We start from the raw sequence: 14,131 nt of genomic DNA on the forward strand, positions 1-14,131 counted from the left end.
TATCCCGGGGGGCTGGGAGGGCCAGCGGGGGCAGAGCCCCCTCAACGCTCGGAAATCCTAAGGTAAATCCCGTCCTTGCCGCGCACCGTCAGATGCGCGACAGGGACCGGTTCGCGCCCCTCGACAGCCTCGAACCGAAACGCCCGCAGCAGCATCGCGAGCAGAAGCGGCCCCTCCGCCATTGCGAAGCCCGCGCCGGGACAGACCCGCGCGCCGGAGGAGAACGGGATATAGGCGCGGCGCTGGCAGGTCTTGCCGTTCTCGGTCTCCCAACGGCTCGGGTCGAACCCGTCGGGATTGTCCCAGAGCCGCTCGTGGCGATGCATGTGCCAAGGTGAGATCACCACCTGACTGCCCGGTTTGACCGCTCGCTTGCGGAAGGTTTCCGGACAGCTCGCCTCGCGCACGAACATCGGGACGGGCGGGTAGAGCCGCATCGCTTCGCGGAAGGTGGCGCGGTTCAACTTCAGCTTGGAAAGTACGGAAAAGTCAGAGCTTTCTTCCAGCGCGCTCTCGGCTTCTTCGGCCAGCCGATCCTGCCATTCGGGATGCGTCGCCAGCAGATAGAGCGCCCAAGCCAGCGCCGAAGCCGAAGTCTCGTGGCCCGCAAGAAAGAAGATCGCGACCTGATCGACCATCTCGGCCGTGTCGAAGGTCTCGCCGGTTTCGGGATCGGCGGTCGTCATGATCTTGGTCGCCAGATCGTCGGGCGCGGTGCCAGCGGCGATCCGGGCGGCGCGCTCTGTCGTCAGCTGCTCGATCAGCGCGCGGATATGGGCCGCGGTGCGTTTCGTCTCGCGCGCATGGAACCGCGGAAACCAGCGCGGCAGCGGCAGCAGCGCACCGAGATTGACCACCGGGGAGGCGCGTTGATGGCGCTTGAAGGCTGCGAACACGGCGCTGGCGGTCGCATCCTCGATCGGGATCGAGAACAGGGTGCGGAAGATGATATCGGCGGCGACGTGAGAGGTTTCCGTTTCAATATCAATCGGTTCGGCGCCGGTCTTCACCTTCATTCTCTCGACGCAAGCCTCGCCCGCCGCCCACATCGCGGGGAAGGTCTCGCGCAGCTTGCCGCCTTCGAAGGCCGGGTCGATGATCCGGCGCTGGCGCTGCCATTGCGCGCCATTGGTGATGAAGACACTCTCGCGCAGAAGCGGTTTCAGCCCCTCGCGCACGCGGTCGGATTTCGGGAAATCCATCGGGCGTTTGTTGAGCACCAGATCGACCAGATCGGGGTCGTTGCACATATAGGAGCGGAAGAATGGCGTGCGGAATTCGGCCATCCATGCGCGATAAAGGCGCGCGGGCTGAGCCGAGAGGATGTCGGATTTGAACAGCCGGAAATAGCGCCAGAGCGACACGCGATCCGGGCGCGGGGTCGGTTTCGGGGGCAGGCGGGACGGTTGGTTCATGTGACGCTCGTGAACCGGTTCGCGGGCGTCGTGATCCGGCTTTTCGACGGGGCGCGGCCGTGGAAGCGCTCGGCCAGTGTCAACGGACCGGCGGTCAGGCGGAAATAGTCGTAATCACCCGGCCGGTCGAAGGCGCAGAGATACTGGAAATGCAGCCGGAAGAAGCGCCAGCGGAGGCTGCGCCAGCGTTCGGGGCTCAGCGTCTGGGTGAAGGCGGCGGAGATTACCAGCGGGTGGATCTGGCCCTCCGGGGCCACGCCCGAGACCGCAACCGGATCGCAAAGCGCGAAGGCGCAGCCATCGCCCGGCGCGGTGACGTCGAGCCAGAACAACTCGGGCCGGGTGGCGAGGTAGGCGAGATCGGCGCGCAGGCGGGTCGCGCGGGGCAGGTAGCTCACCATCGGGACGACCTGACCGAGCGACAGGAAGGAGAGCGCGGGGGGCGCTGCCCCCCGGCCTGACGGCCTCCCCCCGGGATATTTTTGCCAAGAGGAAGGGGGGAGGCGGTTCTCGCGGATCAGGTCGGCGAGGATCGAGACGGCGAGATGGGCGCCCGAGGAATGGCCGACGATCAGCACCTCGTCCCAGTCCTCGCGCATGGCGTCTTCGATGCGTGCGGCGAACTCGGCCATGCGGGCCTCCAGCTCGGGCGGGTTCGCGCCGCCCCAGCGCGCGGTGAAGGCGTAGTCATGCATCAGGTAATAGGCGAAGAGCTTGCCGTCCTTGGCCCGGAACCAGCGCAGGGTCAGCGTGAGGATCGCGGCGCCGAGGATGAGGCCTGCGAGCCCGTCGAGCGGGAAGTCGGGCAGGAGCGTCAATGCGAGTGCGGCTGCAGCCCAACCGAGGCCGATCCCGATCAGCGCCTGCACGATCAGCGCGACGATCGGGTAGAGCGCGGCGATCACCGGGCCTTTGCGCAACCGCATCAGCCGGAACAGCGCGCCGGAGGCGATATAGGCCCAAGCCGTGCGGACCAGTTGCGCGTAGGTCGCGGGGATCGATTTGCCCATGGATGAGCGCACGATATCGGACCAGACCAGCACCTCGACATCGGCCTCGACCTCGGCGCCATCCTGCGTCGACGTGACATGCCAGCCATAGGGGCCGCCCGCGCGTTTCGGGGCCAGCGCGATCTCGTAGCCGGAGATGCGGGCCTGGTCTGCGCCTTCCTTGCGGTAGAGCTCGCGGTAGCGGCGGGGATGAATCGGGTCGTAGCCGGGGATGTAGAACACCCGGCGCCTGTGCACCCGCGCTAGAGACCCGCTTGTCATTCACTGCCCTTCCTCGCGGGCAGATTAGCGGCCCTGCGCGGCGAAAGTAAGGAAAATCAGTGCTCTGCGCGCGACCAGCGCAGCTGGTTCGCCTCGATTGCGGCGATGCGCTTTTCGGTCTTGGGGTGGGTGAGCAGCCAGGCGGGCGTGGTCTGGCCTGCGTTTTTGGTCAGCGCGTCGAGCTTGTGGAACAGCGTGACCTGCGGCTCGGTGCCGAAGCCCGCCTTGATCATCAGCGCGGAGGCAAACTCATCCGCCTCGAACTCGTCGCGCTGGCTGAGGCGGGCGGCGAGTGCTGCGGTGATCAGATTGGCGATCCACGGGCCGATGAAGGGGATGAAGCGGCCAAGCACCGTCATCAGCACGGCGCGCAGGGCGTTCTGGCCTGAGAAGTCGATCATGCGGCGGCGCGAATGGCCCAAGGCGACATGGCCCAGCTCATGCGCGATCACCGAGGTCAGTTCCTCCGGGGATACCTCACCGCTGCGATATTTGCGCATGAAGCCTTCGGTGATGAAGACGCGGCCATCGGGGGCGGCGAGACCGTTCACCGGCTCGATCTGATAGACATGGACCGGAATTTCCGAGACCTCGAGCGCAGCGGCGAGCCGGTCGAGATAGGGCTCCAGCTTGCTGTCGCGCAACCGGCGCGAATTCCCGTTCAGCTGGCGTTTGAGTTGCCAGGTCGAGAAATGCCACATGGCGAAGCCGTAGAGGACCAGCAGCAGGATGGGGAGAAGGCGCAACAACATGGGAAGGATATGGCGGCTCGCAGGCCCGTGATCAAGCGTCGCGATCAGGTGTCGGATCGGGGATTTTCGGGGCGCGCTTGGCCGCGTACCACAGCCACCAGCCGAAGGCGAAGGCGGCAGCACCCGCGCCCAGCAAACCCAGCGCGTTGCCTGCAAGCTCGGCGGCGGCGTCCAGATTGGCTCCGAAGGTGATGCCGAGGCCCACATAGGTGGTGACCCAGACCGCTTCGCCCGCGAGATCGGCCAGGGTGAAGCGGCGATGCGCGAAGCCGGACGCGCCGGCTGCGAGGTTCACCCAAGGCCCGAGCGCGGAGAACATCCAGCGGGTGAAGAAGACGGTAACCGCGCCGCGTTTGCGCAGGGCGGCCATCGCTTTCGCGACAAGTGCGCCGCGTTTCGTGTCGGGATGGGGTAGGAAGCGCTCGGCCCGGCGGCCGAGCTGGAAGCCCACCTGATCGCCGATCACCGCGCCGGTGAAGGCCGCGCCGCCGACGGTCGCGAGGTCCAGATCGCCCGAGGCCACGAAGGCTCCGCTTGCGATCATCATCAGCGAGGAGGGGGCAGGGATCGCGAGGCAGCTGAGGAAGGTCGTGAGACCCAAGAGCCACGGCCCGTAGAGCGGCACCTGTGCGAGCAGCCAATCTGAGAGGTCGGAGAAGCTCATTGCTCTGGCTGCGCCTCTTTGTCGGCGATGGTCTTGGGCAGGCCGAGCGAGAGTTTGCGGATCAGATCCTGCAGCGGCTCGCCCTTGGCCTTTGCGATGCGTTCCAAGGTCGGGCGGCCCGCGCCGACCAGCGCACGCCCATCCTCGATGCCGAGGATCGCGTCGACCTCCTCGATCTCCAGATGCCAGCTGCGCGCAATATAGCCCGGCGTCATCCATTCCTCGGGGCTTTGATGCAGATGGGCTGGGTCGGACCAGTAGATCGCGCGCGAGACGAACCTTGCGCCGAAGAACAGCGACAGGGCGACCGCGAGGATGAAGCCCAGCGAGGCGATCTTGTGATGCCCCCAGAGATAGCGCAGCCGGTTCATCCGAGTTCCTTCATTGCCGCGGTGATCCCTTCGAGGGTCAGCGGATGCATCCGGTTCTCGAAAATCTCGCGAATGATCTGGATCGACTGCGTGTAATTCCAGCCGCGCTCCGGGATCGGGTTGAGCCATGTGTGATCGGGCCATTGCTCGCGCGCGCGGGTCAGCCAGACATGGCCCGCCTCGTCGTTCCAATGCTCGTTCGCGCCGCCGCGATGGGTGATCTCATAGGGGGACATTGAGGCGTCGCCCACGAAAATGCATTTGTAATCGGGACCATAGCGGTGAAGCACGTCCCATGTCGGCGTCGCCTCGTTCCAGCGGCGCTTGTTCGATTTCCAGACGCCCTCGTAGAGGCAATTGTGGAAATACCAGTGCTCGAGATGTTTGAACTCGGACTTGGCCGCGGAGAACAGTTCCTCCACCAGCTGCACATGGGCGTCCATCGAGCCGCCCACATCGAGAAACAGCACGACCTTCACCGCATTGTGTCGCTCGGGGCGGGTTTTGACGTCGATATAGCCCGCTTCGGCCGAGGCGCGGATCGTGCCGGGCAGGTCCAGTTCTTCGTTCGCGCCGTGCCGCGCCCATTGGCGCAGGCGTTTCAGCGCTACCTTGATGTTGCGGGTGCCCAGTTCGACCGTGTCGTCGAAATCGCGGAACTCGCGCTTGTCCCAGACCTTCACGGCGCGCTGGTGGCGGCTCTCTTTCTGGCCGATGCGGACGCCTTCGGGGTTGTAGCCGTAAGCGCCGAAGGGCGAGGTGCCCCCCGTTCCGATCCATTTGTTGCCGCCCTGATGGCGGCCTTTCTGCTCTTCGAGCCGCTTTTTCAGCGTCTCCATCAGATTGTCGAACCCGCCAAGCGCCTCGATCTGCGCTTTTTCTTCGTCGGTGAGGTGTTTCTCCAGCTGTTTGCGCAGCCATTCTTCGGGCAGATCGACGGCGTTGAGCACATCGTCCGGCGTGATCGCCTCGAGCCCCGAAAAGGCTTCAGAAAATGCCCGGTCGAACCGGTCGAGGAAACGTTCGTCCTTCACCATCGCGGCGCGGGCGAAATAGTAGAAGCCGTCGATATCGTAGGTGCACAGGCCAGCGGCCAGCCCTTCGAGGAAGCTCAGATATTCGCGTAGAGAGACGGGGACACCGCCGCGCCGCAGAGCATCGAAGAATGGCAGGAACATCGCCGCCCTCCGATTATGCCCAGATGCGGTTGATGATCACGGTGACGAAGAGGCCCACCAGCGCCAGCCCGATCGCATGGACGGCGGCATATTGCGCCCGGTCGAGCTTGTTGCCGCCGCGTTTGCGGGCCTTCCAGTCGCCCCAGATCAGCCCGATCACGACCCCTGCCAGAACATACATGCTGCGCCCCCTTACGGTCTTGGTCCGGGCGCGCCCGGTCCGCCTTTTGCGGTCAGTTCACGCGAGCGCCCGCATTGGCGAGGGCCGCCACCTCATCCGCGCGGCGTTTCACCGCCGCGTCAGAGCCAAAGCCATAGCGCGCCCATTGCTGCATGTCGAGACGGGCCTGATGTTCCTTCGTTGCGTCACCAAGTTGGCCATAGGCTTCGGCGCGGATCATGTAGAGGGTGGCCATCAGCGAGGCGTTCTCGGTCGAGACATCGGAGGCCAGCGCGCGGTTCACCAGCGTCACCGCCTGCTGCGCGCGGCCCGTGCCAAGCGCGTAGGCCGCCAGCTGCATGTCGATATGGGCGGCCTGAATTTCCGCGCCCGGCGTCGCGCGATAGATTTGGCCCGCTTTCTTGTAGGCGGCGACGGCTTTCTCGGGGTCGGTCTTCATCGTCAGGCGTCCGACCGCGAACCACGCGAAGGCCGCGCGGCTGTCATGCCAGCCGCGGCTGGTGGCGATCTTCGTGGCGCGTTCGGCAGCGGCGCGGCGGCGCTTGTCGCTTGCCCCATGGCCGAGCGCGGTGGTGATCGCCTTCACATAGGCGCGCGGCGTCGGATCGGCGGGCAGGGCGTGCATCGAACCGCCCGACGGGTGGATCTTCGACAGGATCGCGGGCAAGGCCGCACGCACTTCGGCGGGGCTCATGCCGGTATGCAGCGCCGGATCGTAATAGGCGCGCAGGATCGTCATGTCGAATTTGGTCAGGACGGTGTGGAAATTGTCGTCGTTCCAGACCGTGTCGGGCAGGCGGTAGAGATCGTTCACCGGCCCGAGCGCCTGGCTGACCTCTTCGTGCAGGCAGTCGCGGATTTCCTGCGGCGTGGAGTCGGCGGGGATGAATACGGTGGCGGATTGGCGCTGCGTCAGCTTGGCCCAATCGCTGGCCTCGTCGCCATGCGAATTGCGGTAGTCCGTCCAGCTCTCGACGTTCGGCACCACGAAACAGGCGACATTTGGAACCTCTTGGCGCATCTGTCGTTTGGGTACGAATTGCACCGAGATCGTGTTGGCATTGCCCGGCTCGGTCGAGACATTCAGCCCCGCCTCGCTCTGCAGCCGGTGGACCAGATGGCCAAGCTCGGTCTGCGCCACGGGCGGCGCGTTGCCTGCGAGCGTGATCGAGACCGGGCCTTCGAACCGGGTGAAGCGCGGCAGGGCGCGACCGGATTCGAGGAAGAAGCTGAGTTCCATGAAGTCGGCGCCCAGATGGCTGTTATCGGGGAGCCGCTCCGACGGGGGACCGTTCTTCAGCCCCGGCGCCAGATCGGGCGCGGACAGGTCGAGCAACTGGGCCGTGCCGCGGGCCGTCGTCACTTCGGGGCTGTTGGTCGAACAGGCGGCGAGGGCGCCCGCGATGATCAGCGCAGCAAGCGTGCCCGCCCGCGCCGCAGCACGTCCGGGGGACGCGCCTTTCAGCAGGCCTGTGCGCGGTGCCGTCCCGAGGCGCATCGGCGCCGGGGAGGCCGCGCTGAGCGTTTTGAATGCTAAGCGCATGGCAGCGTGTGATCCCTGTTCGTTGCCGCAAAGGTACACATACGGGTTTAAGTCCTGCCAGTAAATCTTTGCCTTATAATTGGAATTTTGAGCCTGCGCGCCTTGAAGCGGCGACATCCCGCCGGTTTGCTGCACAGCCAAGGCTGCAAAGCGCTGAGTGAGACGGTTTCTGTGCGTGGGCGCTCGGATTGATCACGGATCCGCGAATCGCGCCGTGATAATCGCCATCGTCGTGGATTTGCGGACGATTTGTGCCCGGTTTCGCAACAATCGCCGCTGGATGGGCCGCAAATCCGGGCCGAAAGAAACGCGAAAGAAACGCGATGCGCAAAATGCGAAACGCCCGGAGCGAGCCCCGGGCGTTCGACTGTCTTCGTAGGGCTGATCAGGCGCGACGACGGCGCCCGCCACGACGCCCACCGACCGAGGAGGTCGCTGCGGCTGCCGAGGCTTCGGCGAAGCTGAGACCGCCCTCTTTCATCGCGTCGAGCGTCTTCGACAGGCGGATCCACTCCATCCCGTTCGGGTCGTGGTTCATCAGCAGGTTGGCGGCGCGGATCGCCTCCATCTCCTGATTGCGGACCGGGTTCATGATCGCCGAGGTCATGCCCGCGCCGATCGCCATCGGCAGGTAGGCCCCGTTGATCCCGTGACGGTTCGGCAGGCCGAAGGAGATGTTCGACGCGCCGCAGGTGGTGTTCACGCCCAGCTCGTCGCGCAGGCGGTTGACCAGCGTGAAGACCTGACGGCCCGCGGAGGCCATCGCGCCCACCGGCATCACGAGCGGATCGACGACGATGTCATGCGCGGGGATGCCGAAATCGGCGGCGCGCTCGACGATCTTCTTGGCCACGGCGAAACGCACGTCGGGATCTTCGGAAATCCCCGTGTCGTCGTTCGAGATCGCGACGACCGGCACGTTGTATTTCTTCACCAGCGGCAGAACCAGTTCCAGACGCTCTTCCTCGCCGGTGACCGAGTTCAGAAGCGGGCGGCCTTCGGCGGCTTCCAGACCCGCCTCGAGAGCCGCCGGAACCGAGCTGTCGATGCACAGCGGCACGTCGATCACGCCCTGCACGCAGTTGATCAGGTCGCGCATCAGCGAGGGTTCGACGAAGTTGTTATCCGCATAGCGCGGGTCTTCGGCCATCTTGTTCGAGAACACCGCGCCCGAGTTGATGTCCAGAACCGTGGCGCCGCAGGCGACCTGCTCGAGCGCGTCTTTCTCGACGGTCGAGAAATCGCCTTGCTCCAGCTCGGCGGCCAGCTTCTTGCGGCCCGTGGGGTTGATCCGCTCCCCGATGACGCAGAAGGGCTCGTCAAAGCCGATCACGACGGTTTTGGTTTTGGACTCAAGGACGGTGCGGGTCATTCATGGCCTCTCTGTTCGGCGATCCAATTGGCTGTGGCGGTGATACCGCCCAGCGGGAAGAAATGCACGGCTTCGATATTCGACGGGCAATCGGCGGCCAGATCGGCCAGCAATTCGGTCGGCTCGAAGGGCATGAGCAGCTTGGTCACGTCGCGGGCGCGCTTTTGCAGCACTTTCAGCGAAGGGCCGACGCCGCAGGCGATGGCGAATTTCAGGAGCGTTTGCAGTTTCGCGGGGCCCGCGATGCCCAGATGGACGGGCATTTCGATGCCGTTGGCTTCCAGACGCTTGGCCCAGTCGCGGATCGGACCGGCCTCGAAGGCGAATTGCGTGGCGATCGCCATATCCGCATCGGTGCGGTTCGCGAAATCCTGCTTGAGCTTCAGCGCGGCCATCACCTCGGCCTCGCCGCCTTTGGGGTCGATGTCGCGGTTGCCCTCGGGGTGGCCGGCGACGTGCAGACGGGCGAAGCCGTCGAACGCGCCGGTCTCGATCATCTGCATCGCGCAGTGGAAGTCTCCCTTCGGCTCGGCCACGCCGCCGCCCAGCAGCAGCGCCTGCTCGACGCCTGCCTCGCCGCGATAGCGCGCGACCCAGTCGTTGAGCTGCGCCTCGTCGCGGATAATGCGCGCGGGGAAGTGCGGCTTCGGTTCGAAGCCTTCGTCACGCAGACGCTTGGCGGTGGCGAGCATCTCCTCGATCGGGGTGCCGTCGATATGGGCGATATAGACGCGGGAGCCCTTCGCGAACAAAGGCGCGAAGCTTTCCACCTTGGCGGCGGTGCGGGGCATCACCTCGACCGAGGCGCCCTCCAGCAGAGCCGCCATCTTGCCGTTCACCGGCGGACGGGCCGGGGTCTTGGCCTCGCGGCGGAAATTCACAAGAGCCATGCGCCTATTCTCCCTTACGCGTCGGGCTGGGTGTTCCAGCCGTCATTGGCAATCAACGCACGCAACCGCGCGTCGTCATAGTCAGAGAGAATACGCGCCAGCACGGCTTCGGCCGCTTCGGCATCGTCGCCGGGCTCTTCACCCGAAGCCACCTTGCGCCACTCGGCCAGATAGGCGTCGCTGTCGCGGGCGCCGATCTTCATAGCCGCGCGGTCGATCGCCTGCTCGAACCGTTCGGGCAGCGGTTTCTTGACGCCACGCCGTCCCTTGCCCGCAATGATCTGGGCCGGGATGTCACGCCAATAGACCAAGGTGATCTGTGCCATGCGAATCTCTCCTCGTATGCGCAGAATTGCCCGAAACCGACGCGGGACAGGGTGGATTTTCGACATTCCGTCGCGGCTGAGCGACGTGCCGGTGACTGTGGGGCAGGTGATAGCAGCCGGGCAGGGGGCTGGGCCACCTCTGTGCATCGGAATAATCCGCGCCAAGATCATGAGCGCCGCTCAAGCTGCCTGCGGCACAAACGCCGCGCGGCGATCTGGCACATTCTGTGACGCGCGGCACTGTCTACATCCTCCGGGCAACCCGAAAACAGGTCGCCCCTCTGTTGTGCGGCCAAGTCAGAGAGATGATCCGAGATGACCAAGACCTCCATTCTTATCGCGGCGCTTTTCACCGCGCTCCCCTTTGCCTCCCAGGCCGAGACCCCCGGCGAGCAGTACATGTCCACCTGGGATCTCGATGGCGACGGCACCGCGACGCTGGCCGAGCTGGAGCAGATGCGCTCGGATGTCTTCGCCTCTTTCGATGCCAATGAAGACGGCAAGCTCGACGCCGAGGAACACGCGGTCTTCGACGAGGCGCGCGCCAATGACGTGGCGGGCTACGAGGGCCAGCAGCGCGCACAGATGCAGAAGATGGCAGATGGCATGACCATGACCGCGACCGATGCCGATGGCGACAAGCTGGTGACGCTGGCCGAGTTCCAGACCAGCACGGCCAAGTGGTTCGCCCAGCTCGACAAGAATGCCGATGGCGGGATCACCATCGACGATTTCGCGCGCAAGCCCGCACAGTAATGCCCGCACAGGAATGACAGCGCCACGACGCCCGGTCGCCTTGCGGTCGGGTGGTCAGGTGCTGGTGGCGGTGATCCGGGGCAGGAACTCTGCACGGTTCTTGGAGACCTCCTCGGCAATGAAGCGCATCGCGGCACGGACCCGGGCGATCTCGTGCAGGTCTTCATGGGTCACCAGCCAGAAGGTGCGGCGGATCTCGATCTCGTCGGGCAGGATCGGCACCAGCTTCGTCGAATGGCGGGCGAGGAAGTCGGGCAGCACCGCGATCCCGCGTCCGGCCTCGGCGACATGCTTATGGGCGAAGAGGTTGGTCGAGGACAGGCGCGGCGTGTGATCGCCCAGCGTGACCGAGAGGTAGTCCAGCTCCGGCGTGTAGATCAGCTCGGGGATATAGCCGACCAACGGGTGCTTCAGCAGATCCTCCTTGCGGTTGATCCCCGGATTGCGGGCGAGGTAATCGGGGGACGCATAGAAATGCAGCGTGTATTCGGTGAGCTTGCGTGACACGAGCCGCCCCTTTTCGGGCCGCGACAGGGTGATCGCGATATCCGCCTCGCGCTTGGATAGCGAGAAGAGGCGCGGCGTGGCGACCAGCTGCGCCTCCAGTTCGGGATTGGCCTTGATGAATTCCGCCAGACGCGGCGCGAGGAAGAACGCCCCGAACGCATCGGGCGCGCCGATCCGCACCGTGCCGGACAAGGCATAGAGCGTGCCCGACAGTTCATCCTGCACGCGCGCCGCGACATTCTCGATCTGCTCGGCCTTCGCCAATAGCCGCTCGCCATGTTCCGAGAGCGCATAGCCGCGCGGGCTGCGCTCGAACAATTGCGCGCCAAGCTGGGTCTCCAGAGATTTGACCCGACGTGATACAGTGGCATGATCGGTGCCCATCGCGCGGGCGGCGACGGTCAGGCGACCGGCCCGCGCCACCGAGAGAAAGAATCGGAGATCGTCCCAATCGAAGCTCATTGACGGTCCTTTTTGCGGTCTCGTGTCGGAAAAACGGGTAGTATGGGCATTTCCGCACATGCGTTTGGCAATACGTGGCATGGTCGCGTGCATTTTCCCACCTAGCCTTTTGCACATGGCCGGTTTCTGCCTAAGGTGCGTGCACTGACGGGAAGTTTATCGGGTCATCGGGAACCGCGGCGGCGCAAGCACTTGAATGTCCGTCCGTTTCCACGCTGAATTCACTGGCGGCCGCGTTGAGGAGCAGGGACGGCCGCACGAGGAGAAACACAAGATCTTATTCCGGCAGGGACCGAAAATGCGTCCCGTCGGTGTGCTCTCATGGCGCCGCGCGCCGGGGAGCCGAATCTATCAACCAATGGGAGGAATGTTGATGAAATCAGCTATTTACGCAGGTGTGAGTGCCGCGGCGCTGAGCTTGGCCGCAGGCGGCGCGATGGCGCAGGACGCGATCTCGAACGGCTCCGTGAAAATCGGTGTGCTGGGCGATATGTCCGGCGTCTATTCGACCGGTTTCTCGGGCAAGGGCGCGGTCGACGCGGTCAAGATGGCCGTGCGCGACTTCGGCGGCGAAGTTCTCGGCAAGCCGATCGAAGTGATCTCGGCCGACCACCAGAACAAGGCGGACGTCGGTTCGGCCACCGCTCGCGAGTGGATCGACCAAGAGCATGTCGACATGATCGCCGACCTGACCAACTCGGCCGTGGCGCTAGCCGTTCAGCAGCTCGCTTCCGAGAAGAAGACCATCACCTTCGCCACCGGCGCTGCCACCGCGGCCCTGACCGGCGAGAACTGCTCGAAATACGGTATCCACTACGGCTACGACACCCACGCGCTGCCGGTCGGCACTGCGACGGCCGTTGTGAAGAATGGCGGCGACAGCTGGTACTTCATCACCGCCGACTACGCTTTCGGTCACGCGCTGCAGGACAACACGTCCTCGGTCGTGGAAGATCTGGGCGGCTCGGTTGTGGGCAGCTCGGACGTGCCGCTGGCAACCACCGACTTCTCTTCCTACCTGCTACAGGCGCAAAGCTCGGGCGCGAAGGTGATCGGTCTCGCGAATGCGGGTCAGGACACCGTCAACGCCATCAAGCAGGCGCATGAATTCGGCATCGTCGCAGGCGGCCAGCAGCTCGCTGGTATGCTCGTGCTGATCTCGGACGTGAAGTCGCTCGGCACCGACGTCGCCAAGGGCCTCCAGTTCACCAGCGGTTGGTACTGGAACATGGATGACGAGAGCCGGAAGTGGAAAGCGGAGTACGAGAAGTTCTCGGGCGGCGAAGCGCCGACCTTCGTGCACGCAGCCGACTACTCGCTGACCATGGCCTATCTCGAGGCGATCAAGGCGGCTGGCACCGACGACGCCGACAAGGTGCGTGAGCAGCTTGGCAAGATGAAGATCGACGACTTCTTCGCCAAGGGCGGCACCATCCGTCCCGACGGCCTTCTCGAGCATGACATGTATCTGCTCAAGGTGAAGGACGGCGGCGAAGATCCGTGGGATGTGGCCGACGTGGCACGCACGATTCCGGGCAACGAGGCCTATGCCTCGCTCGAAGCGGGCGGCTGCAAGCTGGTCAACAAGTGATCTGAACAAATCCTTGGCGCAGGGCGGCATTGCGACCGCCCTGCGCCTGCGTATCAGTCCGAAAGCGAGACCATGAGCGACGATATCATTCTCGAGGCCAAGAACCTGACCAAGAGTTTCGGCGGCTTCGTGGCCGTCAATGACGTGAACCTGCGCATCAAGCGCGGCGCGATCCACGCGATCATCGGCCCGAACGGCGCGGGTAAGACGACGATGTTCAACCTGCTGACGAAATTCATCACGCCCACATCGGGCAAGATCCTCTTCAACGATCGCGATATCACCAATCGCAAACCCGCCGAGATCGCCAATATGGGCATCGTTCGGTCGTTCCAGATTTCCGCCGTGTTCCCGCACCTTACGGCGCTGGAGAACGTGCGCCTCGCGCTGCAGCGCTCGCTGGGCGTGAGCTACCAGTTCTGGCGCTCCAAATCGGTGCTGCACGATCTCGACGCGAAAGCGGTGGCGGCGCTCGATCAGGTGGGTCTGAAGGAGTTCGCCCATCTCAAGGCGGTGGAGCTGCCCTACGGGCGCAAACGCGCGCTGGAGATTGCGACGACGCTGGGGCTGGAGCCGGAACTCATGCTGCTCGACGAGCCGACCCAGGGCATGGGCACCGAGGACGTGGGCGCCGTGACCGAGCTGATCGGCCGTGTCCGCGAGGGGCGCACCATCGTCATGGTGGAGCATAACCTCGGCGTCGTGGCCGAACTGGCCGACACGATCACCGTGCTGGCGCGCGGCGAAGTTCTGGCCGAAGGGCCCTATTCCGAAGTGTCGAAGAACCCGGCTGTCATGGAGGCCTATATGGGCGTCTCCGCCGATGAGCAGGAGGAGGTCGCATGAGCACCG

The 14,131-nt window shown here is 64.8% G+C and carries 15 protein-coding genes; 3 read left to right on the top strand and 12 right to left on the bottom strand.

The features are described 5' to 3' along the window. Positions 1-41: 41 nt before the first annotated feature. The 11 genes from BMI89_RS11305 to BMI89_RS11345 form a co-directional block, all read right to left on the bottom strand. On the bottom strand, positions 42-1,415 hold the full coding sequence (locus tag BMI89_RS11305; protein ID WP_078570996.1) for a cytochrome P450: 1,374 nt from the start codon (positions 1,413-1,415) through the stop codon (positions 42-44). Next, entirely contained in the window at positions 1,412-2,686 is a 1,275-nt protein-coding gene (locus tag BMI89_RS11310) for a hypothetical protein (RefSeq protein WP_078570997.1), read from the bottom strand. The genes BMI89_RS11305 and BMI89_RS11310 overlap by 4 nt, the downstream gene beginning before the upstream one ends. Positions 2,687-2,742: 56 nt before the next feature. Next, positions 2,743-3,435: a M48 family metallopeptidase gene (locus BMI89_RS11315; protein WP_078521041.1), complete on the bottom strand. Its 693-nt coding sequence runs from the start codon at positions 3,433-3,435 to the stop codon at positions 2,743-2,745. 34 nt (positions 3,436-3,469) lie between these two features. Next, positions 3,470-4,102, bottom strand: a complete 633-nt coding sequence (locus tag BMI89_RS11320; protein ID WP_168176800.1) for a DedA family protein — start codon at positions 4,100-4,102, stop codon at positions 3,470-3,472. Then, a complete protein-coding gene (locus BMI89_RS20850) occupies positions 4,099-4,473 on the bottom strand; it encodes a hypothetical protein (protein ID WP_078540766.1) in 375 nt (124 codons plus the stop codon). The genes BMI89_RS11320 and BMI89_RS20850 overlap by 4 nt, the downstream gene beginning before the upstream one ends. Beyond that, complete coding sequence (locus BMI89_RS11325) at positions 4,470-5,651, bottom strand: VWA domain-containing protein (protein ID WP_078570999.1); 1,182 nt, start codon at positions 5,649-5,651, stop codon at positions 4,470-4,472. The genes BMI89_RS20850 and BMI89_RS11325 overlap by 4 nt, the downstream gene beginning before the upstream one ends. Before the next feature lie 13 nt (positions 5,652-5,664). Next, positions 5,665-5,832, bottom strand: coding sequence for a hypothetical protein (locus BMI89_RS20855; RefSeq protein WP_165756950.1), 168 nt, complete (start codon positions 5,830-5,832; stop codon positions 5,665-5,667). Between the two features lie 52 nt (positions 5,833-5,884). Next, positions 5,885-7,375, bottom strand: coding sequence for a DUF2927 domain-containing protein (locus BMI89_RS11330; RefSeq protein WP_246832020.1), 1,491 nt, complete (start codon positions 7,373-7,375; stop codon positions 5,885-5,887). Between the two features lie 385 nt (positions 7,376-7,760). Further along, the gene (locus BMI89_RS11335; RefSeq protein WP_078540773.1) at positions 7,761-8,747 is read right to left on the bottom strand and encodes a methyltetrahydrofolate cobalamin methyltransferase; all 987 of its coding nucleotides are present in this window, start codon (positions 8,745-8,747) and stop codon (positions 7,761-7,763) included. Further along, positions 8,744-9,637 carry a 5,10-methylenetetrahydrofolate reductase gene (locus tag BMI89_RS11340; protein WP_078571000.1) on the bottom strand — a complete coding sequence of 298 codons (894 nt, stop codon included), beginning with the start codon at positions 9,635-9,637 and terminating at the stop codon, positions 8,744-8,746. Before BMI89_RS11340 ends, BMI89_RS11335 begins: the two co-directional genes overlap by 4 nt. Before the next feature lie 14 nt (positions 9,638-9,651). Then, a complete protein-coding gene (locus tag BMI89_RS11345; protein ID WP_078520799.1) occupies positions 9,652-9,963 on the bottom strand; it encodes a virulence factor in 312 nt (103 codons plus the stop codon). Positions 9,964-10,278: 315 nt separating this feature from the next. On the opposite strand from BMI89_RS11345, the gene BMI89_RS11350 reads away from it, so the two are divergent. Further along, complete coding sequence (locus tag BMI89_RS11350) at positions 10,279-10,719, top strand: hypothetical protein (protein WP_078571001.1); 441 nt, start codon at positions 10,279-10,281, stop codon at positions 10,717-10,719. 54 nt (positions 10,720-10,773) lie between these two features. Here BMI89_RS11350 and BMI89_RS11355 read toward each other — a convergent pair whose 3' ends face one another. Next, positions 10,774-11,688, bottom strand: a complete 915-nt coding sequence (locus BMI89_RS11355; protein WP_078520797.1) for a LysR family transcriptional regulator — start codon at positions 11,686-11,688, stop codon at positions 10,774-10,776. A 373-nt stretch (positions 11,689-12,061) separates the two neighbouring features. On the opposite strand from BMI89_RS11355, the gene BMI89_RS11360 reads away from it, so the two are divergent. Both BMI89_RS11360 and BMI89_RS11365 read left to right on the top strand, forming a co-directional pair. Next, positions 12,062-13,279: an ABC transporter substrate-binding protein gene (locus tag BMI89_RS11360; RefSeq protein WP_078520796.1), complete on the top strand. Its 1,218-nt coding sequence runs from the start codon at positions 12,062-12,064 to the stop codon at positions 13,277-13,279. Between the two features lie 72 nt (positions 13,280-13,351). Further along, positions 13,352-14,125 (top strand): ABC transporter ATP-binding protein, encoded by a 774-nt coding sequence (locus BMI89_RS11365; protein WP_078540781.1) that lies wholly within the window; start codon positions 13,352-13,354, stop codon positions 14,123-14,125. The last annotated feature ends 6 nt before the right edge of the window (positions 14,126-14,131 follow it).

The sequence above is a fragment of the Thioclava sp. F36-7 genome (genome assembly GCF_002020075.1).
In the GTDB taxonomy this organism is placed as follows: domain Bacteria; phylum Pseudomonadota; class Alphaproteobacteria; order Rhodobacterales; family Rhodobacteraceae; genus Thioclava; species Thioclava sediminum.

What these genes read in the sequence shown, in the direction of transcription:
- BMI89_RS11360 (WP_078520796.1), top strand. Translation starts at nt 12,062, where the DNA reads ATGAAATCAGCTATTTACGCAGGTGTGAGTGCCGCGGCGCTGAGCTTG.
- BMI89_RS11355 (WP_078520797.1), bottom strand. Translation starts at nt 11,688, where the DNA reads ATGAGCTTCGATTGGGACGATCTCCGATTCTTTCTCTCGGTGGCGCGG.
- BMI89_RS11310 (WP_078570997.1), bottom strand. Translation starts at nt 2,686, where the DNA reads ATGACAAGCGGGTCTCTAGCGCGGGTGCACAGGCGCCGGGTGTTCTAC.
- BMI89_RS11320 (WP_168176800.1), bottom strand. Translation starts at nt 4,102, where the DNA reads ATGAGCTTCTCCGACCTCTCAGATTGGCTGCTCGCACAGGTGCCGCTC.
- BMI89_RS11350 (WP_078571001.1), top strand. Translation starts at nt 10,279, where the DNA reads ATGACCAAGACCTCCATTCTTATCGCGGCGCTTTTCACCGCGCTCCCC.
- BMI89_RS11365 (WP_078540781.1), top strand. Translation starts at nt 13,352, where the DNA reads ATGAGCGACGATATCATTCTCGAGGCCAAGAACCTGACCAAGAGTTTC.
- BMI89_RS11305 (WP_078570996.1), bottom strand. Translation starts at nt 1,415, where the DNA reads ATGAACCAACCGTCCCGCCTGCCCCCGAAACCGACCCCGCGCCCGGAT.
- BMI89_RS20850 (WP_078540766.1), bottom strand. Translation starts at nt 4,473, where the DNA reads ATGAACCGGCTGCGCTATCTCTGGGGGCATCACAAGATCGCCTCGCTG.
- BMI89_RS11340 (WP_078571000.1), bottom strand. Translation starts at nt 9,637, where the DNA reads ATGGCTCTTGTGAATTTCCGCCGCGAGGCCAAGACCCCGGCCCGTCCG.
- BMI89_RS20855 (WP_165756950.1), bottom strand. Translation starts at nt 5,832, where the DNA reads ATGTATGTTCTGGCAGGGGTCGTGATCGGGCTGATCTGGGGCGACTGG.
- BMI89_RS11345 (WP_078520799.1), bottom strand. Translation starts at nt 9,963, where the DNA reads ATGGCACAGATCACCTTGGTCTATTGGCGTGACATCCCGGCCCAGATC.
- BMI89_RS11330 (WP_246832020.1), bottom strand. Translation starts at nt 7,375, where the DNA reads ATGCGCTTAGCATTCAAAACGCTCAGCGCGGCCTCCCCGGCGCCGATG.
- BMI89_RS11325 (WP_078570999.1), bottom strand. Translation starts at nt 5,651, where the DNA reads ATGTTCCTGCCATTCTTCGATGCTCTGCGGCGCGGCGGTGTCCCCGTC.
- BMI89_RS11335 (WP_078540773.1), bottom strand. Translation starts at nt 8,747, where the DNA reads ATGACCCGCACCGTCCTTGAGTCCAAAACCAAAACCGTCGTGATCGGC.